The 23879-nt window shown below is 65.4% G+C and carries 24 protein-coding genes; 14 read left to right on the forward strand and 10 right to left on the reverse strand.

The genetic code is table 11. From position 1 onward, the window contains the following. Positions 1–16: 16 nt before the first annotated feature. The 3 genes from CFB17_RS06340 to CFB17_RS06350 all read right to left on the reverse strand — a co-directional run bounded on the left by CFB17_RS06340 (position 17) and on the right by CFB17_RS06350 (position 3451). Positions 17–1309 (reverse strand): homoserine dehydrogenase, encoded by a 1293-nt coding sequence (locus CFB17_RS06340; protein ID WP_088560546.1) that lies wholly within the window; start codon positions 1307–1309, stop codon positions 17–19. A gap of 6 nt (positions 1310–1315) precedes the next feature. Next, a complete protein-coding gene (locus tag CFB17_RS06345) occupies positions 1316–2530 on the reverse strand; it encodes an LL-diaminopimelate aminotransferase (protein WP_243389762.1) in 1215 nt (404 codons plus the stop codon). A 153-nt stretch (positions 2531–2683) separates the two neighbouring features. Next, positions 2684–3451, reverse strand: a complete 768-nt coding sequence (locus tag CFB17_RS06350; protein WP_088560548.1) for a hypothetical protein — start codon at positions 3449–3451, stop codon at positions 2684–2686. A 119-nt stretch (positions 3452–3570) separates the two neighbouring features. Here CFB17_RS06350 and phaC point away from each other — a divergent pair, with 119 nt between their 5' ends. Beyond that, on the forward strand, positions 3571–5373 hold the full coding sequence (gene phaC, locus CFB17_RS06355) for a class I poly(R)-hydroxyalkanoic acid synthase (RefSeq protein WP_088560549.1): 1803 nt from the start codon (positions 3571–3573) through the stop codon (positions 5371–5373). A 119-nt stretch (positions 5374–5492) separates the two neighbouring features. Here the strand turns inward: phaC and CFB17_RS06360 are convergent, their stop codons facing one another. Beyond that, the gene (locus CFB17_RS06360; protein ID WP_133063856.1) at positions 5493–6959 is read right to left on the reverse strand and encodes a mannose-1-phosphate guanylyltransferase/mannose-6-phosphate isomerase; all 1467 of its coding nucleotides are present in this window, start codon (positions 6957–6959) and stop codon (positions 5493–5495) included. A 280-nt stretch (positions 6960–7239) separates the two neighbouring features. Next, positions 7240–7449 carry a YdcH family protein gene (locus CFB17_RS06365; RefSeq protein WP_088560551.1) on the reverse strand — a complete coding sequence of 70 codons (210 nt, stop codon included), beginning with the start codon at positions 7447–7449 and terminating at the stop codon, positions 7240–7242. Between the two features lie 225 nt (positions 7450–7674). Between CFB17_RS06365 and CFB17_RS06370 the strand changes: the two genes are divergently transcribed. Then, a complete protein-coding gene (locus tag CFB17_RS06370) occupies positions 7675–7890 on the forward strand; it encodes a YdcH family protein (RefSeq protein WP_088560604.1) in 216 nt (71 codons plus the stop codon). 10 nt (positions 7891–7900) lie between these two features. Here the strand turns inward: CFB17_RS06370 and CFB17_RS06375 are convergent, their stop codons facing one another. The 3 genes from CFB17_RS06375 to CFB17_RS06385 form a co-directional block, all read right to left on the reverse strand. Beyond that, positions 7901–9013, reverse strand: coding sequence for a 5-(carboxyamino)imidazole ribonucleotide synthase (locus CFB17_RS06375; RefSeq protein ID WP_088560552.1), 1113 nt, complete (start codon positions 9011–9013; stop codon positions 7901–7903). A gap of 13 nt (positions 9014–9026) precedes the next feature. Then, positions 9027–9491 carry a 5-(carboxyamino)imidazole ribonucleotide mutase gene (purE, locus tag CFB17_RS06380; RefSeq protein WP_088560605.1) on the reverse strand — a complete coding sequence of 155 codons (465 nt, stop codon included), beginning with the start codon at positions 9489–9491 and terminating at the stop codon, positions 9027–9029. A 95-nt stretch (positions 9492–9586) separates the two neighbouring features. Continuing rightward, positions 9587–9892, reverse strand: coding sequence for a carbon storage regulator (locus CFB17_RS06385; protein WP_088560553.1), 306 nt, complete (start codon positions 9890–9892; stop codon positions 9587–9589). Positions 9893–10029: 137 nt separating this feature from the next. Between CFB17_RS06385 and flgB the strand changes: the two genes are divergently transcribed. The 8 genes from flgB to CFB17_RS06425 all read left to right on the forward strand — a co-directional run bounded on the left by flgB (position 10030) and on the right by CFB17_RS06425 (position 14884). Continuing rightward, entirely contained in the window at positions 10030–10440 is a 411-nt protein-coding gene (flgB, locus tag CFB17_RS06390; RefSeq protein ID WP_088560554.1) for a flagellar basal body rod protein FlgB, read from the forward strand. A gap of 25 nt (positions 10441–10465) precedes the next feature. After that, complete coding sequence (gene flgC / locus CFB17_RS06395) at positions 10466–10876, forward strand: flagellar basal body rod protein FlgC (protein ID WP_088560555.1); 411 nt, start codon at positions 10466–10468, stop codon at positions 10874–10876. Between the two features lie 73 nt (positions 10877–10949). Further along, complete coding sequence (locus CFB17_RS06400) at positions 10950–11264, forward strand: flagellar hook-basal body complex protein FliE (protein WP_088560556.1); 315 nt, start codon at positions 10950–10952, stop codon at positions 11262–11264. 543 nt (positions 11265–11807) lie between these two features. Continuing rightward, positions 11808–12080, forward strand: a complete 273-nt coding sequence (gene fliQ / locus CFB17_RS06405; RefSeq protein WP_088560557.1) for a flagellar biosynthesis protein FliQ — start codon at positions 11808–11810, stop codon at positions 12078–12080. Further along, the gene (gene fliR, locus CFB17_RS06410; RefSeq protein WP_088560558.1) at positions 12077–12868 is read left to right on the forward strand and encodes a flagellar biosynthetic protein FliR; all 792 of its coding nucleotides are present in this window, start codon (positions 12077–12079) and stop codon (positions 12866–12868) included. Before fliQ ends, fliR begins: the two co-directional genes overlap by 4 nt. Positions 12869–12877: 9 nt before the next feature. Next, a complete protein-coding gene (flhB, locus tag CFB17_RS06415; protein ID WP_088560559.1) occupies positions 12878–13948 on the forward strand; it encodes a flagellar biosynthesis protein FlhB in 1071 nt (356 codons plus the stop codon). Positions 13949–14011: 63 nt separating this feature from the next. After that, on the forward strand, positions 14012–14197 hold the full coding sequence (locus CFB17_RS06420; protein ID WP_088560560.1) for a hypothetical protein: 186 nt from the start codon (positions 14012–14014) through the stop codon (positions 14195–14197). 69 nt (positions 14198–14266) lie between these two features. Next, positions 14267–14884 carry a glutathione peroxidase gene (locus tag CFB17_RS06425; RefSeq protein ID WP_088560561.1) on the forward strand — a complete coding sequence of 206 codons (618 nt, stop codon included), beginning with the start codon at positions 14267–14269 and terminating at the stop codon, positions 14882–14884. Positions 14885–15004: 120 nt separating this feature from the next. Here the strand turns inward: CFB17_RS06425 and mepA are convergent, their stop codons facing one another. Next, the gene (gene mepA, locus CFB17_RS06430) at positions 15005–15862 is read right to left on the reverse strand and encodes a penicillin-insensitive murein endopeptidase (protein ID WP_165769456.1); all 858 of its coding nucleotides are present in this window, start codon (positions 15860–15862) and stop codon (positions 15005–15007) included. A 104-nt stretch (positions 15863–15966) separates the two neighbouring features. Here mepA and CFB17_RS06435 point away from each other — a divergent pair, with 104 nt between their 5' ends. Then, positions 15967–16266, forward strand: a complete 300-nt coding sequence (locus CFB17_RS06435) for a sulfurtransferase TusA family protein (protein ID WP_243389763.1) — start codon at positions 15967–15969, stop codon at positions 16264–16266. A 113-nt stretch (positions 16267–16379) separates the two neighbouring features. Beyond that, on the forward strand, positions 16380–17111 hold the full coding sequence (locus CFB17_RS06440) for an SDR family oxidoreductase (protein ID WP_088560607.1): 732 nt from the start codon (positions 16380–16382) through the stop codon (positions 17109–17111). A 408-nt stretch (positions 17112–17519) separates the two neighbouring features. On the opposite strand, the gene CFB17_RS06445 is transcribed toward CFB17_RS06440, so the two are convergent. Further along, positions 17520–19394, reverse strand: coding sequence for an adenylate/guanylate cyclase domain-containing protein (locus tag CFB17_RS06445; protein ID WP_088560563.1), 1875 nt, complete (start codon positions 19392–19394; stop codon positions 17520–17522). A gap of 251 nt (positions 19395–19645) precedes the next feature. Between CFB17_RS06445 and typA the strand changes: the two genes are divergently transcribed. Together typA and CFB17_RS06455 are read left to right on the forward strand one after the other, a co-directional pair. Then, entirely contained in the window at positions 19646–21466 is a 1821-nt protein-coding gene (gene typA, locus CFB17_RS06450; RefSeq protein WP_088560564.1) for a translational GTPase TypA, read from the forward strand. A gap of 893 nt (positions 21467–22359) precedes the next feature. After that, entirely contained in the window at positions 22360–23832 is a 1473-nt protein-coding gene (locus tag CFB17_RS06455; protein WP_165769457.1) for a diguanylate cyclase domain-containing protein, read from the forward strand. Positions 23833–23879 lie beyond the last annotated feature (47 nt).

Raw genomic sequence — 23879 nt, forward strand, 5'->3', positions numbered from 1 at the left:
TGCTCGTTGTCGAGGCTCAATAGGGCTCGATGCGGATCATTCGGGGCGGCTCGATCACCGAGGCCGAATTGGCGATGAGATCGAGCGCGCCCTGCATCGCCGCTTCGCTGACCTCATGGCTGGTCAGGACGATGGGCACGATATTGCCGGGATCGCGGGAACGCTGAATCAGGGACTCGATCGAAACATCATGGTCGCGCAGGGCCGCCGCGACATCGGCCAGCACGCCTGGCCGGTCGACCACCATGAGGCGAATGTAATAGGAGCCGCGATGCGTCGAAAGGGGAGCTGAGGTCACGGTCAGGAGATCGCTGGCCGGTACGCCGAAGACCGGAAAGCGGATGCCGCGCGCGATGTCGATCAGGTCGGCAGTCACCGCCGAGGCGGTCGGGCCGGCCCCTGCCCCGCGCCCCTGCAGCATCACCGAGCCGACCCGATCGCCCTCGATCACGACGGCATTGAACACGCCATCCACCTCGGCGATCGGCGCATCCTTGCGCACCATGGCCGGGTGCAGGCGTTGCTCGAGCCCGGCCTCGGTATAGCGCACCGTGCCCAAAAGCTTGATGCGATACCCGAGCTCGTCGGCCAACGCGATGTCGAGGGCGCTCACATGCCGGATACCCTCGATGTGAATCTGGTCGAAACGAGGGGCCACGCCGTAAGCCAGGGCTGCCAGCAAAGCCAGCTTGTGCGCGGCGTCGATCCCATCCACGTCGAAGGATGGATCGGCCTCGGCATAGCCCAGCGCCTGCGCCTCGCTAAGGACATCGGCAAATTCCCGGCCGGTCTCCTGCATGGTCGAGAGGATATAGTTGGAGGTGCCGTTCAAGATGCCATAGACGCGCTCGATGCGATTGGCGGCCAGTCCCTCGCGCAGGGCCTTGATGACCGGGATGCCGCCGGCCACGGCAGCCTCGAAGCAAAGGGCGGCACCTCGGCGCTCGGCCAATCCGGCCAGCCGTTCGCCATGAAGGGCCAGCATGGCCTTGTTGGCCGTGACCACCGGCTTGCCGCCCTCCAGAGCGGCAAGGGTCAGATCGAGTGCCGGACCGTCGGCACCGCCGATCAGCTCACAAATCACGTCGACGTCGGGATTGGCCGCCAGCGCGACCGGGTCGTCGTGCCAGGCGATGCCGCTAAGATCGAGACCGCGGTCACGCCGTCGGTCACGGGCGGAAACGGCGACAACCTGGAGGCGACGCCCGGTTCGCGCCCGGATCAGTGCCGCATTATCCTGCAGCAACCTGACCGTCCCGGCCCCCACAGTGCCGAGGCCGGCCACACCAATACGTAAGAAGTCACTCATCAAGAATTAGGCCGCATCCAGGTCTCTCAAGGCGGCGGGCTCGCCATGCTTGGCGAGGAAGCCTCGAATGTTGCGCACGGCCTGCCGCAGACGGTGCTTGTTCTCGACAAGGGCAAGCCGGACGTGACCGTCGCCATATTCGCCAAAACCCAGACCGGGCGCCACCGCGACGTCGGCCTCCTCGAGCAGCAGCTTCGAGAATCCGAGCGAGCCTAGATGGGCGAAACGCGGCGGGATCGGCGCCCAGCAGAACATCGTCGCAGGCGGACGCGGCACGGCCCAGCCAGCCTTGTTCAGTCCGTCTACCAGGATCTCGCGGCGCTCGCGATAGAGCTGGCGCAATTCCTCAACGCAGTCTTGTGGACCGTTCAGCGCCGCAGCGGCCGCGACCTGGATAGGCGTGAAGGCGCCATAGTCGAGATAGGATTTGACCTGCGCCAGGGCGCCGACCAGCCGCTTGTTGCCGGCCGCAAAGCCGATGCGCCAGCCCGGCATCGAGTAGGTCTTCGACATGCTGGAAAACTCGATCGCGACGTCGAAGCCGCCTTCGACTTGGAGGATCGAGGGCGGCGGCGCATCGAAATAGATTTCCGAATAGGCGATGTCGGAGAGGATGAACATGTCGCGCGACTTCGCGAACGCCACGGCCTCCTTGTAGAAATCGAGATCGCAGACTTCAGCCGTCGGGTTGGAGGGAAAGTTCAAGATCATAGCGGTGGGCGGTGGCACGCTGTGCTCGCTGGCCCTGGCGAAGGCGCGGATGAGATCAGTGCCGCTCGTGAAGGGCACGTGACGGATCGAGGCGCCGGCGATGATGAAGCCGAAGGCGTGGATCGGATAGGAAGGGTTGGGACAAAGAATCGTATCGCCCGGCGCGGTGATCGCCTGGGCGAGATTGGCCAGGCCCTCCTTGGAGCCCAGCGTGACGCACACTTCGCTCTCGGGGTCGAGCTGCACGCCAAAGCGGCGCTGGTAATATTTGGCCAAAGCCCGCCGCAGACCCGGAATGCCCTTGGACTGCGAGTAGCGGTGCGTGCGGCCGTCTTGGACCGTCTCGACCAGCTTGTCGACGATGTGACGCGGCGTCGGCGTGTCGGGATTGCCCATCCCGAGATCGATGATGTCGCGCTTGGCGGCGCGGGCGGCCGCCTTCATCTTGTTTACTTCGGCGAAGACATAAGGCGGCAATCGCCTCGTCTTATGAAATTCTGGCGCCTTCATCATATGCGTCCCGCTCGAGCTCGCGGCCCAACGCCGCCCGCACTCGCTTCCCGAGCGATGCCGGTACGGCTGCCGCATCCATCATCCTCTATCATGGCCGCCGCCGGCTGTCGCGCAGGGCGCGAGATCAGCCATATCCGGCGATGCCGCTGCTCAAGGCGGCGATGCGGACGGGGGTACGACGGGCACCGGAACGGAGGTGATGTTGTTCTGGGTGGGCGGCCCGGCGACCGAGGCTCCCAGGCGCCGGTCGACGACCTCGCCCTCGGGCGTCTGCAAGGGCGCGGCCAAGCGCGGCTGCGGCGTGATGCCTATCAGGTTGAGGAGCCGGTTCAAGGGCGGCACCCGCTTGGTCGGGGTCAGCCAAGTAAAGGCGCGCTGCGGATAAGTAGGCTCAAGCTCCAGAGGCTCGAAGCGCCTGAGGGTCACCCGCTCGAGGTCGGACGTAACCGGTCGCAACGTGCCGGCCGCCAGGGCCGCGTCAACGTCGATCGGCGTGTCCGGTAGGCGATAGAGGAGGCCCGCCAAGTCGACGTCGAAGAATTCCGTCTCGATCTGCTGCTTTAGATAGGCCGCACGCACGTTGGGCGGTGCCGGCGGCGGCCGGACGGGCGGCTCGCCCGTCCGGCGCGGCGCTTCGGGTGGCAGCGGCGGTGGCGCGTCCGGCCGCAGACCCACTTGGTAACGAAGCTCCTCGGCATCGTGGGTGGCGATGGCGCCGCGCGTGGTCAAATCGTTGCGAATGGCCTGGCGCTCGCTCAGGGTATATTCCTGGGGCGGTCGGTCGGGCACAGAGTTGGCCTCGACCCAGGGCCGATCGACCCGCTGGTCGACGCAACCGATCAAAGCTAGGGCCAAAATCAGCGCCAAGCCGGCTGGCCGATTGGCGGGGAAACGCGTCTGGGTTAGGTAACGCAGCAAGCTATCTGACCTTGTCGAGCCATCGGCATCAGGTGGCAAGGGAGCGCCCTTGCCACCCCCATGGCGGCACCGGCGCTGGCTTACCCCTCGTCTACGACTAGAGGTTAGGAGATCGACCCATGGCCGAGCAACCGTCTGATCCAGGACTTCCGCATCCAGACGAGGTTGCCCGTGTCATGGCGGACATCGCAGCCAAGAGTAGATCGCTGGTCGAGGATTTCCTGCAACAGCAAGGCGCCCAAAATCCGGAGCAGACGCCGGTATCCAGCGCCATTGGCTCTGCCTTCATCGAACTCACCACTCGCATGATGCGCAATCCGGCGCAGCTGATGCAGGCCCAGTTCGCCCTTTGGCAGGACTATATGCGCCTCTGGCAGGGCACGACCCAGCGGCTGCTTGGACAAGAATCCGAGCCGGTGATCAAGCCCGAGCGAGCCGATCGCCGATTCAAGGACAAGGCCTGGGACGACAATGTCCTGTTCGATTTCATCAAGCAGTCCTACCTGCTCTCCTCTCGCTTCGTGATGGAGCAGGTCACGGCCGCCGGCGACGAGGAAGGCGCCGACGTCCGGACACAGCGCAAGGTCGAGTTCTACACGCGGCAATTCGTTGATGCGATGGCGCCCACGAACTTCGTCATGACCAACCCGGAGGTCTTGCGGCTGACCGTCGAGACGAAAGGCGAGAACCTCCTCAAGGGATTGAGGAATATGCTGGAGGACCTGGAGCGCGGCAAGGGCACGCTGAAGGTGCGCATGACCGACGAGGAGTCCTTCGAGATCGGCCGCAACATCGCGACCACGCCAGGCTCGATCGTCTTCCAGAACGATCTCCTCCAGTTGATCCAATACAAGCCCACTACCGCGACGGTGCATCAGCGGCCGCTTTTGATCATTCCGCCCTGGATCAATAAATTCTACGTCCTCGACCTGCAGGCCAAGAACAGCTTCGTCCGATTTTGCGTCGAGCAGGGCCTGACGACCTTCGTCATCTCCTGGGTCAATCCCGACGAGAAGCTCGCGCATAAGAGCTTTGAGGACTACATGACCGGCGGCGCGCTGGCGGCCGTCGATGCCGTCCTCAAGGCCACCGGCCAGAAGGACCTGATGGCCATAGGCTACTGCCTGGGAGGCACGCTGTTGGCAACGACGCTGGCCTACATGGCGGCCAAACGCGATGCCCGGATCAAAGCCGCCACCTTCTTCGCGTCTCTGGTCGACTTCCAGGAGCCGGGCGACCTTGGCGTCTTCATCGACGAGGAGCAGTTAAAGGCGCTCGAGGAGCAGATGCAAAAGCGCGGCTTTCTCGAAGGCTCGGAGATGGCCAGGACCTTCAACCTGCTTCGCGCCAACGACCTCATCTGGTCCTTCGTCGTCAGCAACTACCTGATGGGCAAGGACCCCTTCCCCTTCGACCTTCTCTATTGGAACTCCGACAGCACGAGGCTGCCGGCCGCCATGCACAGCTTTTATCTCCGCCGCTGCTACCACGAGAACAAGCTCGTCGAAGCGGGCGGCGTCACGCTGGGCGGCGTCAAGATCGACCTGCGTCGGATCAATCTGCCAGCCTACTGGGTCTCGACGCGCGAGGATCACATCGCCCCCTGGAAGAGCACCTATGCCGCAACGCAGCTCTACAAGGGCGAGAAGCGCTTCGTGCTGGCCGGCTCGGGCCATATCGCGGGCGTGATCAATCCTCCCACGAGCGAAAAATACGGCTATTGGACCAACGAGGACCTGCCGGCCGATCCCCAGGCGTGGCTGGAGGGTGCCACCGCCCACCCGGGCTCATGGTGGCCGGATTGGGCCGGCTGGGCCAAAGCCAGGGCCGGCAAGCAAGTGCCGGCTCGCGAGCCCGGTCAAGGTAGTCTGCCGGCGATCGAGCCCGCCCCTGGCAGCTTCGTCAAGGTTCGCGCGGCCTGAGGCTAGCCCCCGGAGCAGGGTGTCCCCACCGCGCTCCACATTGCACCCCGGCTCGACCGCCCTCGCCTTCCCGGGCCACAACAGCGCCCCGCGGCGCTGCTCGGCCGCTGCCTAGAGGGTCAGTCCGGAAAGCGTTCGATTCTCTCGTCGGTCTCGACGTCGCCCACCGCGATTTCGACGAAACGGGCGAGATCCGTGCCGTTATTGGCCACGCTATGGACAGCACCGCGCGGAATCTCCGCCGAATGGCCGGCCGCCAGGACACGTGTCGTACGCTCGATCTCGGCCACGGCCACGCCCTGGACCATGATCCAGTAATAATCGCGGCCAATGTGCCGCTGGCGGGTCAGATGGCCGCCTGGATCGACGCTGACCTCGCGGACGCGAAAGCCCGGACCTCCACCGATCGTGGTGAAATGACCCCATGGACGGTGCTCGCGAGCATGCGTCTCGGCCTGGGATCGACCCGCCTTGACGAGCTGGCCGACGACACCGCGAACAGCGTTGCTGTCGTCGAGATCGCCGATCAGGATGCCATCGGCCGTCTCGATCACCGCCAGGCCCGAGACACCCGCCAGGGCGACCAGACGATGCTCGGTACGGATCAGGTTGTTGCTGGCCCCCTCGACGATGCCGTCGCCCTGGACGGCATTGCCGTTGGCGTCCTTGGGCAGCAGATCGTAGATGGCACGCCAGGAACCAACGTCCGACCACTCGGGATCGGTCGGCACGACCGCGATCTTGCGGCTGCGCTCCATGACCGCCTTGTCGATCGGCGTCGAGAGGAGCTGGCTGAACTTGATGGAGTCCGGCAGGCCGTCCGGGCTGGTCTGCATGGTCGCGAAGACGTCGCTGACGGCCGCGGCAAGGCTGGGCTCGAAGCTCTCAAGTTCGCTCAGGAGCAGTTCGGCGCTGAAGAGGAACATGCCGCTGTTCCATAGATAGGCGCCCGACGCCAGCATGCGCTCCGCCTCGGCCAAAGGCGGCTTCTCGACGAAGCGCTCGACCTCGTAGGCACGATGCACGCCGTCAGCAGCTTGAATGTCGAGGGCCGGGCCGGCGGCGATCCAGCCAAAGCCGGTCTCTGGACGCGACGGCTTGATGCCGAAGGTAACGAGACGGCCGGTGGCGGCGACAGTGGCGCCAAAGCGTGCCGCCTCGGCCAGGGCTGGAACATCGAGGACCAGATGGTCGGAAGGACAGACCCACATGATGGCTTCACCACCCCAGCGGGCCTTGACTTGATGGGCGGCCAGCGCGACGGCGGCAGCAGTGTTGCGCGGCTCCGGCTCGAGAAGAAGATTGCTAAGGAACCCGGACCCTAGCTCTGCCAACTGGCGGCGGACCAGGATCGCCTGGCCAGCGGCGGCGATGGTCACGACGCGCTCGGCCGGGGCGACGTCGAGCATGCGCTTAGCCGTCGCCTGGAGAAGCGAGGAATCACCGACGAGTTCGACCAGATGCTTGGGGAAAGCCGACCGGCTGAGAGGCCAGAGGCGTGTGCCCGACCCACCAGCCAGGATGACAGGAACGATCAAGGGACGATCACCCGGTACGGACGCGGCTATGGAACCGGCTTGGCTCATGAAGCGAAGCAACCTTTCATCACGACAATATGGTCCGGCGCCGATAGCCGACGCCGGAGATCATTTTGCGGCCCTCAGGGACCCCCCGGTCGCCGGCCGAAACACGACGAGCCGCCCTCGAAAATCATGAGAGCGTCGGGATTGCATGAAAGGTAATCTATAGCCAATGCGGTGCTGCGGCAAGAATTGGCGCGATACAAGGATGCGTCAGTCCGTCCGGTGCGGGGCACCACGCACCGGCGGTGGTCCTTGCTGTCGCATCCATGGGCCCGCCTTGGCGTCAGTGCAGCCGGCGGGCGTTCCTGGTGACGGTCAAGGCGATCAGATGCACGTCGGAACGTTCGATCTCTTCTTTGATGCGCAGCTTTTCCTTCTTCAGCCTGGAGAGCATGGCCGGATCCGGCAGGGGACGGTTCATCTCGTCGTGGATCTGCTGCTCGAGTCGCGCATGCTTGCTGCGCAGGCTGTCGACATGCTCTTGCATGGCCATCAGGAGGCTCCTCAAAGAGTGGTCGCTAACAGCAGATTGATTGACCTGAAGGACACTTCCAAGCCTAAATCGTCATCGCCGTGTCATTTTTTGATTGGCAAACACATCAAATTCTTGCGACCGCGCAGCGGCCAGCCAGTCCCGTTTGCGAAGCAATCCAAGGGTGCTCCGAGGTGCGGCTTGTGCTAGCAAGAGCGTCCAAGAACGATGGTGGCCAATTCCCGCATGGACGATGATCGCAGGGTCAAGCCTGAGGATTACGATACCCGCCTCATGACGCTAAAGGCGGCGCACCGGGCGCTCGACGAGCGGATCAATCAACTGGTCCTGGAGCCGACGATCAGCCTGCTCGAGTTGCAGCGTCTCAAGAAGCAGAAACTGGTGTTAAAAGACCGCATCGCCCATCTCGAGCGTTATCGGATCCCCGACATCATCGCTTGATGCGGCAGCGTCAGGAAGACGGTGCGAAACCCGGCGGATAGGGGCGCAAGAGGCGGTTGACATGGCCCATCTTGCGCCCCGGCTTGGGCTCCGACTTCCCATAAAGGTGGACAAACGTGCCGGGGAGGCCGAGGAGCGGCAGGAGCCGGTCGATATCGGCTTCGTCGCCCAGGAGATTCTCCATGCTAGCATCGGCGTGGCGGACGGGATCGCCCAGCGGCAGGCCGGTAATGGCGCGGACCAGTTGCTCGAACTGCGAGACGGTGCAGGCATCCATGGTCCAATGCCCGGAATTATGTGGACGCGGCGCCAGCTCGTTCACCAGAAGACGCCCCTCGGCATCCAAGAACATTTCGACGGCCAGCAGCCCCACGACATCCAGCGCCTCGACGACGCGCTCTGCCAAGGACCGGGCTTCATCGAGGACCTCTGGCGCCTGCGGTGCCGGGGCCAGGGTCCTTTTCAGGATATGGTGCGCATGCTCGTTCTGGACAGGCACGTAGCTTTGCATCTGACCGTCCAGGCCGCGCGCCGTGACGACTGAAAGCTCGCAGACGAATGGCACGATCTGTTCGAGGATGAGGCCGCCCGGCGCTTTGCCCAGGGCGGCGAACGCCGATGCGGCGTCGCTTGGTGCGGCGATCAGGCGCTGGCCGCGTCCGTCATAGCCCATGCGCCGGGTCTTGAGGATGCCACGGCCGCCGGTTTCCTTGAGGGCACGAGCCAGCTCGGCCTCGTTCTCGATGGCGAAGAAGGGAGTCACCGGAACACCCTGCTCCGCAACGAAGCCTTTCTCGAGCATCCGGTCCTGGGTAATCCGGAGCACGTTGGCGCCGGGACGAACGGGTACGTGTGCGGCGAGGAATTCCAGCGCCTCCACGGCGACGTTCTCGAATTCGAGCGTGACGACGTCGACAGACTTTGCGAATGCCAGCAAGGCCTCCTCGTCACGGTAGTCGGCGCGCGTCAGGGCGGCGGCGACGTCCCCGGCGGGGCTCTCCGCCTCGGGTGCCAGGATGTGGCAACGATAGCCGAGCCGGGCCGCTGCGAGCGCCGTCATGCGGCCGAGTTGACCGCCACCCAGGATGCCTATGGTCGCGTTGGGCGAAAGCCTGTCGGGCACGGTATGATGATCCTCAAATAGGCGAAGACGGCCGTTCGGCCACGGCCAGGGTCTGCTTGCGGCGCCAGTCTTGCAGTCGCCGGTCGAGGGCCGGATCGGCCAGCGCCAGGATGGCGGCTGCCAGCAGGGCCGCGTTCTTGGCGCCGGCCTCGCCGATCGCCAGCGTGCCGACCGGCACGCCGCCTGGCATCTGCACGATCGAGAGCAGGCTATCAAGCCCGTTCAGGGCATGACTTTTAACCGGCACGCCCAGGACCGGCAGATGCGTCGAGGCGGCAACCATGCCCGGCAGGTGGGCGGCACCGCCGGCACCGGCGATGATGACCTTGAGGCCAGCCGCCGCCGCGCCTTCGGCGAAGGCCACGAGCCGGGCCGGCGTGCGATGAGCCGAGACGATCTTGGCCTCGAATGGGATATCGAGCTCGGCAAGGATGCTTGCCGCCGCTTGCATGGTAGCCCAGTCGGACTGGCTGCCCATGACGATCGCGACGTTCGCGACATTGGCGCTGCTTAGAGCGGCACCGCTCAAGGAGGCGCCGGCCCCCGGCCGATCGCGGTCGGCAGCTTCGCTCGTCACGGCTTCTCCTCGCTGGGCTCGTCCCGGTTTTCGTTCTCCCGCATGTGCGCGTCCTTGCCGACCGCGGGCAGGACCGGCTGGCCGATGGTCAGCCCCTCGGGCAAGGGATCGTCAAGGAGAGCGCGGGCCGCTTCCTCGTTTTCGGCCTTGATCTCGAGGAACACCTCCTCGCGCAACACCGAGACATGCGGGGGGAAAACGAACCCCAGCTTGACGATGCGGCCGCGCACCTCGACGACCCTGACCTCGATCGCGTTGTCGATGATGACGGCCTGACCCTCGCGGCGGCTCAGATAAAGCATGCGGACATCCAGGACATACCCTGATGAGAGACGGTGCGACGGAAAGGCACGCCGGCGTTAACTAATTGTCAACCGCCCTTCGGTAGAGAAAGAGCGTCGGCCGAAGCTTCGGCATTTCTAGCCCGATCCAGGAAACGATGCAGCCAGCTCTCTTCCAGTTGCTCTCGGCAAAGGCCAGCTACCTAGCCGACCGCCAGACTGTCCTGACCCAGAATCTCGCCAATGCCGATACGCCGCAATACCAGGCGCAAGACACGGTGAGCTTCGAGCGGGCGCTCTCCGCCATGGGCGGGCACCTGCCGGCACTGGCTACCGCTACGACCAATCCGATGCACATCGCCGTCCAGGGCAGCCTTGCCATGGAGGGCCGGGATGTGAGGACGCTGCGCGACGAGGGGGTGGAGACATCCCCCAGCGGCAACGCGGTCGTGGTCGAGGAAGAGGTGCAAAAGCTCGCCAAGACGCAGCTCGATCACGAGCTGACGACCAGCCTCTATGGCAAACAGATGGCGATGTTGCGCCTGGCGATGAGCTCGAACGGCAGCTGAGGCAAGGAGCATAGGGAGCGCTTCAATGGATCTGAACGCGGCGATGCGTATCGCCAGTGCCGGCATGAGGACGCAGTCGGCCCGCTTGCGGGTCGTCTCGGAAAATATCGCCAATGCCGAATCGACCGGGACGACGCCCGGTGCCGATGCCTATCGGCGCAAGACCGTCATTTTCGGCCAGGCACTGGATCGCGAGCTTGGCACCAAGCTCGTCACGATCAGCCGCTATGACACCGACAAAAGCGACGAGCCCATGCGGCTGGATCCCGGCAACCCGGCGGCGGATGCAGATGGCTATGTCAAGATGCCCAACGTCAATTCGCTGGTCGAGCTCATGGACATGCGCGAGGCGCAGCGCTCCTACGAGGCCAATCTGAACGCGCAGTCGATGGCGCGCTCGATGCTCGAAAAGACGATTTCGCTGCTCAAGAGCTGATTGCCGGCGCTGGGCGCCATGAGGCGCACGCGCGCAGGCACCCTGCCCGCACCGAAGACGGAGACTGGAACGAATGTCGATAGAAGCCCTCAACCGCGCGGTGCGCGGCTATGGTCAGACGGCGAGCCTGCTGGGGCAGCAGCCGACGGCGGCGGCCAGCCAGACCGGTCAGGCCTCGTTTGCCGACCTCGTCTCGCAGCAGGTGGCACAGACCTATCAAAGCGTGGCCGGTGGCGAGAGCGCAACCGTCGCCGCCGCGCATGGCAGCACCGACACGCAAGCCGTGGTCGAGGCCGTCGCCCAGGCCGAATTGTCCCTGCACAAGCTGACGGCGGTGCGCGACAAGGTGATCGCCGCGTATCAGGACATCATGCGCATGCCGATCTGATCGGCGCCATCGGCGCCACGGGCTCTGAATTCTGCGGCGCTGGCGATCATCTAGCGTCTGTCCTCTACCAGATCGAGCCGCCTCGAGCCGATGCGAAGGGAAGCCTGCTCCCCTTTGCCTCGCCAAGCTGGTGCCGGTGCGGTTGAGGGCGTGACGCGCGCCTCGATCGCCGTCCCCATCTGACAAGCCTGTGCTTCTTGCCACCGCCATGCTGGGCTCGCCAAAGGAGCGGGATGCTGCCTTGTCGGGTGCCGGCCCGGCCGATCGACCGGAAAGCCTGGGAAATCCTCCAGAGGCGAGGTGAAGCCTCCGCCGCCAACGGCGAGGGCGGTGCCCTGGCCCCGCCCTCGCCCGAATGAATCCGGTCCTTTGGACCTTGCGCACATGACCGAGCGGGCGGCGGCCATCGCTCGACCGGCCTTGGAGCAAAGCTGAGTCTTCCAGGGCAGGGCCAGCTTAACGCGGCGTTAACCTTGACCATGCAAAAGCAAGGGCAAGCCGGGGAGCGTGGTGACCGGCGATACTGCCGTCGGGAGTCCGGCCATGACAGCCGAACAAGTCATCGATCTTTGCCGCGACATGCTCTGGGTCACCATCATGATCGGCGCGCCCGCTCTTTGCGCCGCGCTGGCCGTGGGCCTCCTGGTCTCTCTCTTCCAGGCCCTGACGCAGATCCAGGAAGCGACCCTGGCCTTCGTGCCCAAGGTGCTGGCGGTCTGCGGCGTGCTCGTCTTGACCATGCCGTTCGCGCTGGCCAAGCTCCTGGCCTTCACCCAGCAGATCTATGGCGGCATCAAGGGCCCGCTCTTGCCGTGAACGGGCTCCTTACCGCCGCCCTCGGCGCCGATGTCGCCAGCGCGTCGCTGGCCGTCATCTTCCTGGTCTTCCTGCGGGCCGGCACGGCCTTGATGCTGCTGCCGGGCTTCTCGGATGCCCAGGTGCCGACCCGCTTTCGTCTGGGCCTGGCGCTTATCTTAAGTGTGATCCTAGCGCTCAGCCTGGGCGCCAGGGCACCCTTGATTCCAGGCGACCCTGGCAGTTTCGTTCTCCTCTTCATCAGCGAGATGTCGATCGGACTGGCGATCGGCTTTACCGCGAGGCTCGGCATCGCCGTCCTGAGCTTCGCCGGCGCCCTCATGGCCATGCAGTCCGGCCTCGCGGCCGCGGCCTTCTTCGATCCGCAGGACACGAGCCAGCGCACGATCTTCACGAGCTTTTTATCGATGGCGGCGATAACGTTGCTCTTCGTCACCGACGGTCAGCGCTGGCTCCTGGGCGGCCTTGCCGCCAGCTACGATCTTCTGCCGGCCGGCATGCCCTTGCCGCTCGACGACATGATGCAACTCCTCCTGCGGCTAGGCGGCGACGTGTTCCGCGTCGGACTGCAGATCTCGGCCCCGCTGGTTGCCGTCTCGCTCGTCACCAACCTGACGCTGGGACTCTTGAACCGCATGATGCCGAGTCTCCAGGTGCTCTCGGTCGCCATCTCCGCCCAGTTGCTCGTGGGCCTGGCGGCAACGGCAATCGCCATGGGCTCTGCCCTTCTTTTGACCTTGAGCCAGATCGAGCACAGCGTCGCCTGGCTCCTCCCCCCGTTACCTTGAGGAGCGTACATGGCCGAGGGTGGCGACGACCAGGACCGCACGGAACAGGCGAGCGCGCACAAGCTCGACAAAGCGCGCGAGGAGGGCAAGGTCGCCGTCAGCCGCGAGGTGGCCTCGGCCTTCGTGGTCGTCGTCGCCGCGACGGGACTGGCCCTGGCCCTGCCGCCCCTGGCCGGCAATGCCGCCGGGACGCTGGCCGCCATCCTGGCCCATGCCGGCAGCATGCGGCCCACCGCCAACGACATGCGCGCGGCCTGCCTGGAGCTGGCCCTCAATGTCGGCCTGCCGCTCCTGGCCATCCTGACGGCTTTCGCCGCGGCAACGATCCTGGCGACGGTCGCCCAAGGCGCCTTCGTCGTCTCCACCAAGGCTTTGCAGCCGAAGCTCGAACGGCTCTCGCCCCTGGCCGGGCTGAAGCGCCTCGTCTCGCCGACGATGCTCAAGGAATTCTGCAAGAATCTCTTAAAGCTCGCGATCATCGGCACGACCGCCTATCTGGCCCTCGCACCCTCGATCGGCACCCTGGCCCTCCTGCCGGGTCTGGCGCTGCCGGCCCTCCTGGCCCTGCTCGCACAGGTCGTGGGCCGGCTCTTCCTCTGGACGGCCGGCGCCACGCTGGCCCTGGCCGCCCTCGACTGGTTCCTCACCCGACAGAAATTCCTGCGCGACATGCGAATGTCGAAGAAGGAGATGGCCGACGAGCACAAGGAGCAGGACGGCGATCCGCACATCAAGGGCAAGCTCAAGCAGATCCGCATGCAGCGCGCCCGCAACCGGATGATGGCCGAGGTGCCCAAGGCCACCGTCGTCATCACCAACCCGACCCATTTCGCCGTAGCGCTTCGCTATGACCAGACGACACCAGCCCCCATCGTCATCGCCAAGGGCGCCGATGCCGTGGCGCTCAGGATCCGCGAACTGGCCGCGGCGAATGGCGTGCCGGTCATCGAAAGCCCGCCTCTGGCCCGCGCCCTCTACAGGCAGGTCGAGCTGGACCGAGTCATCCCGACAGAGCATTATCAAGCCGTGGCTGAGATTATCGCTGCCATTATGCGGGTGGGCCGGATCGCGACCGCCTGAGCCCCTCCACTTTCAACCCTCCTGGCTCCAGCCCGTCCCCCCCCTGCCAGCGGAACCGCCACCTTGCCGTTCGCCGACGATCGTCTCTTCCCGCTGGTAGCCCTTCTTTGCGCCCTTTGCTGGCTCCTGACACAAAGCGGCTGGCTGTCGCGCCGGGCCAGTCGCTTCCTCCTGCGCGTCGCCATCCTTCTCCTCGTGACCGGCATTGCCGTCGCGATCGTGAAGGCGCTGGCGATGGGGCTGTCCTGATGGTCCTGGCCTGACCGCGCGACCGGGACTAGTGTCGGTAGCCGAACGTTTCGAGGGAAGGCAAAGCCGATGCGAAGGCGCGCAGCTGGCGGGCTCGGCCGGCGAACGGTCCTGGCCGGGACGGCCGGTATCGGCATGGGGAGCCTTCTCGGCACGGGCGGCATCCGCACGGTGCTGGCCGCTTCGCCAGATGACGGCCAGCGGGTCTACGACTTCACCCTGACCTCGATCGACGACAAGCCGATGCCGCTCAAGGCTTATGCGGGCCACCCGCTTCTGATCGTCAACACGGCATCTTTTTGTGGCTATACCTACCAGTATGAAGCGCTGCAGCGTGTCTGGGAGCGCTTTAGGCGCCGCGGCCTCGTCGTCATCGGCCTGCCGTCCGGCGATTTCGCCAATGAGGAATATGGCGCCAACGACGAGATCAAGACCTTTTGCCAGACCCGCTTCGACATCGACTTCCCGATGACCGCCAAGGTCCATGTGCGCGGCCCGGGAGCGGACCCCATCTTCCTCTGGCTGCGCCGCGAACTGGGAGACGGCCCGGGGCCGCTCTGGAACTTTCACAAATATCTGGTCGATGCCGAGGGGCGGGCGGTCGCGAGCTTTCCCTCCGCCCTGGATCCGGACAACCCGGAGATCCTGGCAGCGATCGAGCACCTGCTGCGGCCGCAAGCCGGCTAAGCACAGCCCATAGCTCTTCCTGAATGCCACGAGGCGATCATGCCGGACCGGCACGAAGGTAAGAGCCGGTCAGGCCGATCATTCGCTCTCTCAAGCCAGGCCGCTCGGGCGGCCGCCGGCTCAGGGCGCCTTGAGGACTGCCGTGCAGGCAGCCGGCATGCCGGAAAGCGTCAAAGGCGGCTTTGGCCGCGCGGGCTTGGCCGGGCCGGGCGGTGGCGGGGCAAACCAGGAGGACAATTCCGCCCCGCACCCGTCACCCGGCGGCGGCGGGGCCTGAGGCACGCAGGCGGTCTCGCTCGGCGGACAGGCCAGACGGACATGGAAGTGACTGTCGTGGCCGAACCAGGGCCTGATCTTGCCGAGCCAGGGCTGGCCCGCATAGCGGCTGCAAAGAGCGGCCTTGATGCCCGGCGCCACGAAGATGCGGGCCACGGCCGGCGAGGCCGCCGCCATGGCGATGATCCCCCCCTGCCAGGGGCCAAAGCGTGCCGGATCGACCTGCCTGCCGCCCTTGGCCAGCATGCTGGGTGGCTCGAAGCTCTCGGGCACGAGATCGCCGATCCTGGGAGTAAGCCAGATGTCAGCGTCCAGGCCGATCGTGTGCGAGGCGTGACCCGAGCTCATGGGACCGCCCCGCGGCTGGGCGATGTCGCCGATAAGGAGAGCCGGCTGACCGGCCGCGCGATTGCGCGCGATCAGATCGCCGAGCCAGGCGATCATCGCCGGTGCACCGTAGGTCCGGTTGCGCGAGGGGCGCAGGACCTGCCAGCCCGGCCCGGCCACGGGCAGGCTGCGGGCGCCGGCCAGGCAGCCGCCCGCATAGCCACCGATCGCGTGCGGCCCGCCACGGTCGAGCGAGGGGCCGACAACCTTGCCGAAGAGATCACGAGCGGGTGTCTCGGCGGCCGCGGCTCCGCTCAGGGCCAGCAGGCAAGTCAGTGCTATAGCGGCCTTGCGGGCGTGGGACCGAGCGAGCATTTCTGTCTCCTCCATGCGACTCGATTGGTCTTGCCAAGACTAAGGCGCTTCGCGACGGAACGAAATCGCCAGGCTTTTCCGCCCCGGCGGCAAGGAGGACTCTGATGGCGGCCGAGGGCCTGGAACGCCGGGAGCAGAACAGCACGAGCGACATGGTCACCCGACACGACGCGCTCGTCGATGCGCGTGGGCTGGCCTGCCCCCTCCCTCTGGTCAAGGCGCGCCAGGCGCTCATGGTGCTGGAGCCGGGAGCCGTAGTCTGCGTGCTGGCGACGGATCCGGCCGCGGCTGACGATTTCACCAATTTTTGCGAGCATGGGGGGCATGTGCTCCTGGAGATCCGCGAGGCGGACGGCGTCTTGAAGATCGTCCTCGCCAAACGTGCTGGCCAAGGGACAGGCTGAGTGGCCTGCCGCACCGTCGGCTGAGAGAAAGCCGGCGGGGCCCCAGCTTGACGCTCGGGGCCGATCGGCCGCAAAGCTCTGATCTTAAGGTAAGAAGCATGGAGAGGCGGATCATGGCAGGCAGGCTGGCGGGCAAGAAAGCGCTGATTACGGCGGCGGCTCAGGGCATCGGGCGCGCAAGTGCGGAGCTGTTTCGCGACGAGGGGGCCACCGTCATCGCGACGGATCTCGATCTCGCCAAGCTAGAGACCCTGAAAGGCTGCGAGACGCGGCGCCTTGACGTCACGGACCTTGGCGCGATCGAGGCGCTGGCCAAGGAGGTGGGCGCTGTCGACATCCTCTATAACTGTGCGGGCTTCGTGCATCACGGCACGATCCTGGACTGCAACGAACAGGATTGGGAATTCTCCAACGAGTTGAACGTCCGCTCGATGTTCCGCATCATCAAGGCGTTCCTGCCGGAGATGCTGGCGCATGGCGGCGGCTCGATCGTCAATATCAGCTCCGGCGCTTCCTCGATCAAGGGCGCGCCCAACCGCTTCGTCTACGGCACGACCAAGGCGGCAGTGATCGGCCTCACCAAGGCGGTGGCGGCCGACTTCATCACCAAGGGCATTCGCTGCAATGCGATCTGTCCGGGGACGATCGAAACGCCGTCGCTCGAGGACCGTATCAAGTCGCAGGGCGATTACGACAAGGCGCGCGCCGCCTTCATCGCTCGCCAGCCCATGGGCCGGCTCGGTACGGCCGAGGAGATCGCCAAGCTAGCCCTCTATCTGGCTTCGGACGAAAGCAGCTTCACGACCGGCACCGTCAACGTCATCGACGGCGGCTGGACGCTCTAGTTCAGAGGCCGGCACGCGGCCATCTGGTCGCGTGCCGGTGATATGGGCAGAAGGCAGGCTCTAAGAAGGAACTCGCCGCCATTCAGGCGCCCTTGCCGACGCGCGCCAGCCCGTCGCTGCCGGATGCGTTGAGATCATCGGCCATCCCATTCCGGGCGGGGTGGAGGAGGAATAGGGCCGGGGCGTGCACGTCGACCGCTAACGCGGCCTTCAGCCAAACGCCTGAAAACGCCGCCACCAGGCATTGCCCGGCGGCGGGCCAGTCGGCACTGCCGCGCAATGGTGACAGAAATGGCGAAGGAGGGAAGCGGAGTCAGGCAGCGCCGCGTCCCCTCGCCTTGCCCCTGGCGGATGCCGCTGGCCGGGGCTTCCTTGGGGCTCCGGCCAGCGCGCGTGCGATCGCCGCGCTCAGTCGCTGCCCCGGGGGGGTGAAACGGTCTCGGTCGCGGCGGGCGAGGCTGCCGGAGCCGCCGCCTCGATGGGCGCACGGCCCAAAAGGCTGAACGCGGTTACGGGCTTGGCCCGGCCGCGGACGGTGACGCTGCCCAGCCGTTCGAAGACGAAGCCCGAGCCGGCATCATTGACGATAGCCTCGCTGACGACGATCGTCGCTTCGCGCCTGCCGGGCAGGTCCTTGCCAAGGGCTTCCAGCCGCTGGGCGACATTCACGGTATCGCCGACCACGGTATAGTTCAGCCGCGAGGGGGCGCCGATATTGCCGACCACCGTGGGTCCGCAATGCAGACCGATCCTGAGGCGGAGGGGCGGCACGCCCTCCTGGCGGCGGCGGTCATTCTCCTGTTGCAGCGTGGCCTCGATCGCGAGCGCCGCTCGGCAGGCGCGCCGGGCGCGGTGCTTGAGGCGCTCTGGCGCGCCCCAGAAGGCCAGCAGCCCGTCGCCCATGAACTTGTCGATCGTACCGCCCTCGTCCTCGATATGCTGGTCCAGCATGGCGAAATGGCGGTTCAGGAGGCTGGCGACTCGGGCCGCCGGCAGGCGCTCGGCCATCCGCGTGAAGCCGGCCACGTCCGTGAACATGATGGTGAGGTCACGCTCGCGGGAGGCAATCTGGCCGCCCATGTTGATCAACGCGTGGACGAGGGATTTGGGCACGTAGGTCTCAAAGGCGCGGATCGTCGACAGCAGCGCGTTGAAGGCGCGGGCCTGCTCGTCGAGTTCGCGCACCGGGCTGGGCTTGAGCGGCTTGACGTCCTGAGTCTCGAGCGTGGCGATGGCGGTGGCCCCCGCGGTCGCCGCCTTGATGGGCCAGGCCATTAGCCGACCCAGGAGTAGAGCTAACAGGACGGAGACGAGGACGGCAGCGCCGCCGATCACGGCGCCTTGCTTAAGCGGTTCCATCTGCCGGTCGACCACGGCATCAGGGACCCAGGCGCCGATCGTCCAGGGCGTATCACCGAAACCCTGAAGGACGCGCGTCATGACGATGGCGCCGCCCCTGATCGGGACTTCCTCGACATCGATCCCCTGTCGTCCGGCAAGCGCGTAGTTCGAGACCGGACGCCCCTCCGTCAGATGAGCCAGGACCGGGTCGCCCACCGCATCCAGCGCCGGCAGCGGGTTGGCGGGTGTTAAATGCGGGAACATCGCCCTAAGATTGGCGTGTGCAAGCACGCGGTTGTCGCCGTAGAGGACAAAGGGCGTTTCGTCGCTCGAGCTTGCGACCTGCGAGACCAGATCGGAGAGTTGGCCCGCTGTTACCGCCACCGCGACATAGGCCAGGAGTCGGCCATCCTTGAAGACCGCGCGGCGGGCGTTGATGATCGGCTGGTGCAGCTCGGGCACGTAAATGAGCTCGCCCCAGTAGGTTTCGCTGCGCGCGCGCATCGCCGCCAGTCGCTGTTTTGCCGGCGCGTTGTCGGAAATGTCGGTCCGAACATAGATGATCTGGCCCTCCTCCGTGCGACTGACGCGAAAATTAACGAGGTCCGGCCGCGTCAGGGAGACGGTATTCAGATGAGGCCGGCCAGCCAGCGTCGTTAGCAGCCAGCCCTTGATCTTCCCCTCGTCATTAAGGTCCAGGTCTCGGTCGGAGATGATGGCCGCCAGATCGTCGACGAGACGGGTCGTCGGTGCGAGATCGTTGCGGATGCCCCGCTCGAGCTGTTCGATCACGTTGACGACGCGCCGATTCGAGAGCTCGAGCGTCAGATGCCGGTCGAGCTGCCATTCGACGAGAAAGACCGTGGCGCTCGTGGCCAGCACCAGGATCCCGAGGATCGCTGCCAGCACCAGAGCCAGCGGCAGGCGGAGACGGCCGCGCATGCCTTATGCTTGCCTCAACCTTGAAGGATAGGAAGATGATCGATTCATCCCGTACTCCCGTGCCGACGCCTGCACCAGCCCCCGGTGGGATCTGCGGCCGATCAGCCCATGCACGTTCCAGCGTCCCGGATTGTGGACCCCGGCATGGCAAATGTTTCTTTGCGGCGTGACCCCGACTTGACGTATAGAGCGCCGCAACTTGGCGTTCCTATCGGGACAGCCTTCCCTGCATCTATCTCCGGACGCTCTTCATGGATCTGCGCAACATCGCGATCATCGCGCACGTCGACCACGGCAAGACAACGATGGTGGACAAGCTTCTCCAGCAGTCGGGCACCTTCCGCGAGAACCAGCAGGTTCAAGAACGCGCGATGGACAGCAACGACATCGAGCGCGAACGCGGCATCACCATCCTTGCCAAATGCACGAGCGTTGTCTGGCAAGACGTCCGCATCAACATCGTCGACACGCCGGGCCATGCCGATTTCGGCGGCGAGGTCGAGCGCATCCTATCGATGGTGGATAGCTGCGTCCTTCTGGTCGACGCCGCCGAAGGGCCGATGCCGCAGACCAAGTTCGTCTTGGGCAAGGCACTCAAGCAGGGCCTGAAGCCCATCGTCGTCATCAACAAGGTGGACAAGCCCGAGCAGCGCGCCGACGAGGTCCTGAACGAAATCTTCGACCTCTTTGCCGCGCTGGAAGCCACCGAGGAGCAGCTGGATTTCCCCTACGCCTTCGCCAGCGCCAAGAATGGCTGGGCGGTCAAGGAAATGGGCGACGAGCCCAAGGACCTCTCGCCGCTCTTCGAGCTGATCCTCTCGCATGTCCAGCCCCCGGCGGGCGACAAAGACGGCCCGTTCCGGATGCTGGCGACGACGCTGGAGGCCAATAATTTCCTGGGCCGCATCCTGACCGGCCGTATCACCTCGGGCACGCTGCGGCCGAACACCACCATCAAGGCCCTCTCGCGCGACGGCAACGTCATCGAGACGGCGCGCATCACCAAGATCTTGGGCTTTCGCGGCCTGGAGCGGGTGCCGGTCGATGAGGCCGAGGCCGGCGACATCGTCGCCATAGCCGGCTTGACCACGGCCACCGTCGCCGATTCGATCGTCGACCCCTCCGTCGAAGAGCCCCTTCCGGCGCAGCCGATCGACCCCTCGACCATCGCCATGACCTTTGCCGTCAATGACAGCCCCTATGCCGGCACCGAGGGAACCAAGGTCACCACGCGTCAGATCTGGGACCGGCTGCAGCGCGAGGCCGAGGGCAATGTCGCGATCCGTGTCAGTCAGTCTGAAAACGCCGACGCCTACGAGGTGGCGGGACGCGGCGAATTGCAGTTGGCCGTCCTCATCGAGACCATGCGCCGCGAGGGCTTCGAGCTCTCCATCTCGCGCCCACGCGTCCTCTTCAGGAACGACGAGAACGGCAAACGCCTGGAGCCGATTGAGGAAGTGACCGTCGACGTCGACGAGGAATATTCGGGCATCGTCGTCGAGAAGCTTTCCCAGCGTAAGGCCGAGCTCACCGACATGCGCCCGGCTGGCGCCGGCAAGCAACGGATCGTCTTCCTGGCCCCGGCCCGCGCCCTCATCGGCTATTACGGCGAGTTCCTGACCGACACGCGCGGCACCGGCGTGCTCAACCGTGTCTTCCATTCCTGGGAGCCCTACAAGGGCGCCATCGCCCAGCGCCACACGGGCGTGCTCATCTCCTCCGAGCAGGGCGAATCGGTGGCCTACGCCCTCTGGAACCTTGAGGATCGCGGCCCGATGTTCATCGGCGCCGGCGAGAAGATCTATGCCGGCATGATCATCGGCCAGCACACGCGCGGCAACGATCTCGAGGTCAACCCCGTCAAGGGCAAGAAGCTCACCAACGTGCGCGCCTCGGGCACCGACGAAGCCGTGCGGCTGACCCCGCCCATCCCGATGAGCCTCGAGAAGGCGATCGCCTATATCGCCGATGACGAACTGGTCGAGGTGACGCCCAAATCGATCCGCCTGCGTAAGCGCTATCTCGACCCTAACATGCGCAAGCGCATGAGCCGCCAGCAGGAAGTCGCCTGACATTGGCAAAGGCGCGGGGCGCGAGCCTCGCGCGCTGGCCGGGTGCGGACTGACGCAGCGCCCGCGAGACGATGGCGCGCGCGTACAGACCGCCATCGATACCAAAGCGCCGGCGCCGACGAGGGCGACCGCTGGCACCGCAGTCTTCCTACCCCGCACGCCCGCCGGCCGCTAGCACGCATACAAGGCTCCTTCCTGGCCACGCGCGGGCTGGGCGAAGCCGGAGCGCCGATGTGGCCCCGCTGCTCCAGGGCATGGTGGCAAAGCGGCGATCGCCCCTGCCGTTGCCGGCAACTTGCCCGCCTGCCCGGTCGACGACATCAGAACGCAAGGCAGGGAAAATTCGATTGCGATCGATCCTGCCTCACCCTGTGCGCTTGGCGGCACGCATATCCCGGCCGCAACCACCTGCCAGGAGCGGCCGCCGTTGCGAGGCCGGTCGACGCGTCAATCATGTGGAGCGCCAGCGACAAGCACCCGCCGGGTACTTCCTGCTTGTTTGGCCAAGAGGACACGCTCCGCCAACTCGTACGCACAAGCCGAGAATGATGGCGCCGCGCTGGCGGTGACGTGCCGGAGGGCCGGGTGACGCACGCGCCGGTTGCAGCTCCGCGCGCCCTCTGCCCATAATTAGGTGACGTGATTGCCGGATCGTTAACAACCATAGGTTGTTTGCCCGCAGCCTTGGGCACGTCGACCTGAGTACTAGACGATGCCTTTCTTGAATTACGCTAAGAATCCGGCGTTTCGAGCTATCGGTATACCAAATTCAAGGTTGTGATAGCGCCGGCTCCGTCGAACGCGGATGCCTCCCATGGTGTCCCGGATCCCTGCGCCGACGAATGCCACAGACCTTCAAAAGGACGAATCGCCACTTTGGCCGCACGGTAGTGATGCCGCTCGCCGGCGTGATTGGTCTCGTTCTCGTCGCCATGCTGTGCATCCTCTTTTGGACCGCGCACGAACAGAACACGCTAGCCGTGGCTCAGGAGCAAAGACTGGCGATCGGTGCCATCCGCGTGCGCGGTGACTATATCGCGGAGACCACCCTCGATTATGCGCGCTCCGAGGAGGCCGTCGACACCCTCGTCAACGGCTATGACCGAACATTGGTCGATCGCAATATCGGCCGGCCCGCCTATGAAAATTTCGGCTTCGCCATGACCTTCATCATCGGCGCTGGCGATCGGACAATCTACGCCATGATCGATGGCAAGCCCGTGCCACCTGACCGCTTTCCCCATCTGGGCGGCGGTTTCGAGGCGCTTCTCTCGGCCTACCGCCAAGGCCCCGTTCACGGGCGCACCGCCGGTGTCATACTGGCGGACGGTATGCCCGCCATCGCGGCCATCGTTGGCATCCGCCCCCTCATCGACGTCGAGCACGCCCGCGAGCAGCGAACCCTCCTCGTCTTTGTTGACCTCTTGAATCAGCAGCGGCTGTCCACGATGGCATCAGCCTATCTTCTTCCGGATCTGCAACTGGGCCCATTGGCTGCAGTGTTGCCAAATGATCGTACCGCCCTCGTCTTGCGCTCGGTCGACGGGACGCCGCTGGGCCTGCTCAACTGGATCTCCGCCCGACCGGGCAGCGAACTCCTTAGACGCCTGCTGCCCTTCCTCGCCATCATAAGCGCCAGCGTCGGTCTGTTGACCTGGTTCGTGCTCCGTCACGCCGCACACACCGCCGAGCGCGTGCGCGAGAGCGAAGCCAAGGCCATGCTCGATCCGTTAACCGGCCTGCCCAACCGGTTGCTTCTCTATCAACGCCTCGACCGCCGCATGCTCGATCGCCATCGGCGCAGCCAAAAACTGGCCGTTCTCTATCTCGATCTGGACGGCTTTAAAGCCGTGAACGACCAGTACGGCCATGAGGCAGGTGACGCGCTCCTCAAGGAAATCGCCACCCGGCTGCAAGCCTCCAAGCGCTTGAACGATACCCTGGCCCGCTTGGGTGGCGACGAATTCGCCCTCATCTGCCACGATGTCCCCGACACCGAGGCCGCCGACATCATTGCTCGTAAACTGATCGACACGCTGCGCGATCCTTTCCACCTGCGCTGCGGCGAGGCGCATATCGATATCAGCGTCACACTCAGCATCGGCATTGCCCTGACCCCTCCCTTCGTCAAAGACGGAGCGGAGTTGTTGCGCCGCGCCGATATCGCACTCTATCGCGCCAAGGCCGCCGGCAAGCAGACCTGGGTCATCTACGACGATGGCGACACCGCCCGGGGGAAGCCTCGGCTTCTCACCGGCCCCCGCCCGATCAAGAAATCTGCCGCCATCGAGCCCCCCCATCAAATTGACATCGGTATTCCGCCACAGGCGCCCGACGGCACCCCCACATGGCGGCCGAGCCGGTAAAGAACGCGGGCGCAAGGAACCTTGGCAAAACGATGCTCTCATCGCTG

The organism is Arboricoccus pini (assembly GCF_900187945.1).
In the GTDB taxonomy this organism is placed as follows: Bacteria; Pseudomonadota; Alphaproteobacteria; order Geminicoccales; family Geminicoccaceae; genus Arboricoccus; species Arboricoccus pini.

What these genes read in the sequence shown, in the direction of transcription:
- CFB17_RS06340 (WP_088560546.1), bottom strand. Translation starts at nt 1,309, where the DNA reads ATGAGTGACTTCTTACGTATTGGTGTGGCCGGCCTCGGCACTGTGGGG.
- CFB17_RS06345 (WP_243389762.1), bottom strand. Translation starts at nt 2,530, where the DNA reads ATGAAGGCGCCAGAATTTCATAAGACGAGGCGATTGCCGCCTTATGTC.
- phaC (WP_088560549.1), top strand. Translation starts at nt 3,571, where the DNA reads ATGGCCGAGCAACCGTCTGATCCAGGACTTCCGCATCCAGACGAGGTT.
- CFB17_RS06360 (WP_133063856.1), bottom strand. Translation starts at nt 6,959, where the DNA reads ATGAGCCAAGCCGGTTCCATAGCCGCGTCCGTACCGGGTGATCGTCCC.
- CFB17_RS06365 (WP_088560551.1), bottom strand. Translation starts at nt 7,449, where the DNA reads ATGGCCATGCAAGAGCATGTCGACAGCCTGCGCAGCAAGCATGCGCGA.
- CFB17_RS06370 (WP_088560604.1), top strand. Translation starts at nt 7,675, where the DNA reads ATGGACGATGATCGCAGGGTCAAGCCTGAGGATTACGATACCCGCCTC.
- purE (WP_088560605.1), bottom strand. Translation starts at nt 9,491, where the DNA reads ATGGGCAGCCAGTCCGACTGGGCTACCATGCAAGCGGCGGCAAGCATC.
- CFB17_RS06385 (WP_088560553.1), bottom strand. Translation starts at nt 9,892, where the DNA reads ATGCTTTATCTGAGCCGCCGCGAGGGTCAGGCCGTCATCATCGACAAC.
- flgB (WP_088560554.1), top strand. Translation starts at nt 10,030, where the DNA reads ATGCAGCCAGCTCTCTTCCAGTTGCTCTCGGCAAAGGCCAGCTACCTA.
- flgC (WP_088560555.1), top strand. Translation starts at nt 10,466, where the DNA reads ATGGATCTGAACGCGGCGATGCGTATCGCCAGTGCCGGCATGAGGACG.
- CFB17_RS06400 (WP_088560556.1), top strand. Translation starts at nt 10,950, where the DNA reads ATGTCGATAGAAGCCCTCAACCGCGCGGTGCGCGGCTATGGTCAGACG.
- fliQ (WP_088560557.1), top strand. Translation starts at nt 11,808, where the DNA reads ATGACAGCCGAACAAGTCATCGATCTTTGCCGCGACATGCTCTGGGTC.
- flhB (WP_088560559.1), top strand. Translation starts at nt 12,878, where the DNA reads ATGGCCGAGGGTGGCGACGACCAGGACCGCACGGAACAGGCGAGCGCG.
- CFB17_RS06425 (WP_088560561.1), top strand. Translation starts at nt 14,267, where the DNA reads ATGCGAAGGCGCGCAGCTGGCGGGCTCGGCCGGCGAACGGTCCTGGCC.
- mepA (WP_165769456.1), bottom strand. Translation starts at nt 15,862, where the DNA reads ATGCTCGCTCGGTCCCACGCCCGCAAGGCCGCTATAGCACTGACTTGC.
- CFB17_RS06435 (WP_243389763.1), top strand. Translation starts at nt 15,967, where the DNA reads ATGGCGGCCGAGGGCCTGGAACGCCGGGAGCAGAACAGCACGAGCGAC.
- CFB17_RS06440 (WP_088560607.1), top strand. Translation starts at nt 16,380, where the DNA reads ATGGCAGGCAGGCTGGCGGGCAAGAAAGCGCTGATTACGGCGGCGGCT.
- CFB17_RS06445 (WP_088560563.1), bottom strand. Translation starts at nt 19,394, where the DNA reads ATGCGCGGCCGTCTCCGCCTGCCGCTGGCTCTGGTGCTGGCAGCGATC.
- typA (WP_088560564.1), top strand. Translation starts at nt 19,646, where the DNA reads ATGGATCTGCGCAACATCGCGATCATCGCGCACGTCGACCACGGCAAG.
- CFB17_RS06455 (WP_165769457.1), top strand. Translation starts at nt 22,360, where the DNA reads ATGCCGCTCGCCGGCGTGATTGGTCTCGTTCTCGTCGCCATGCTGTGC.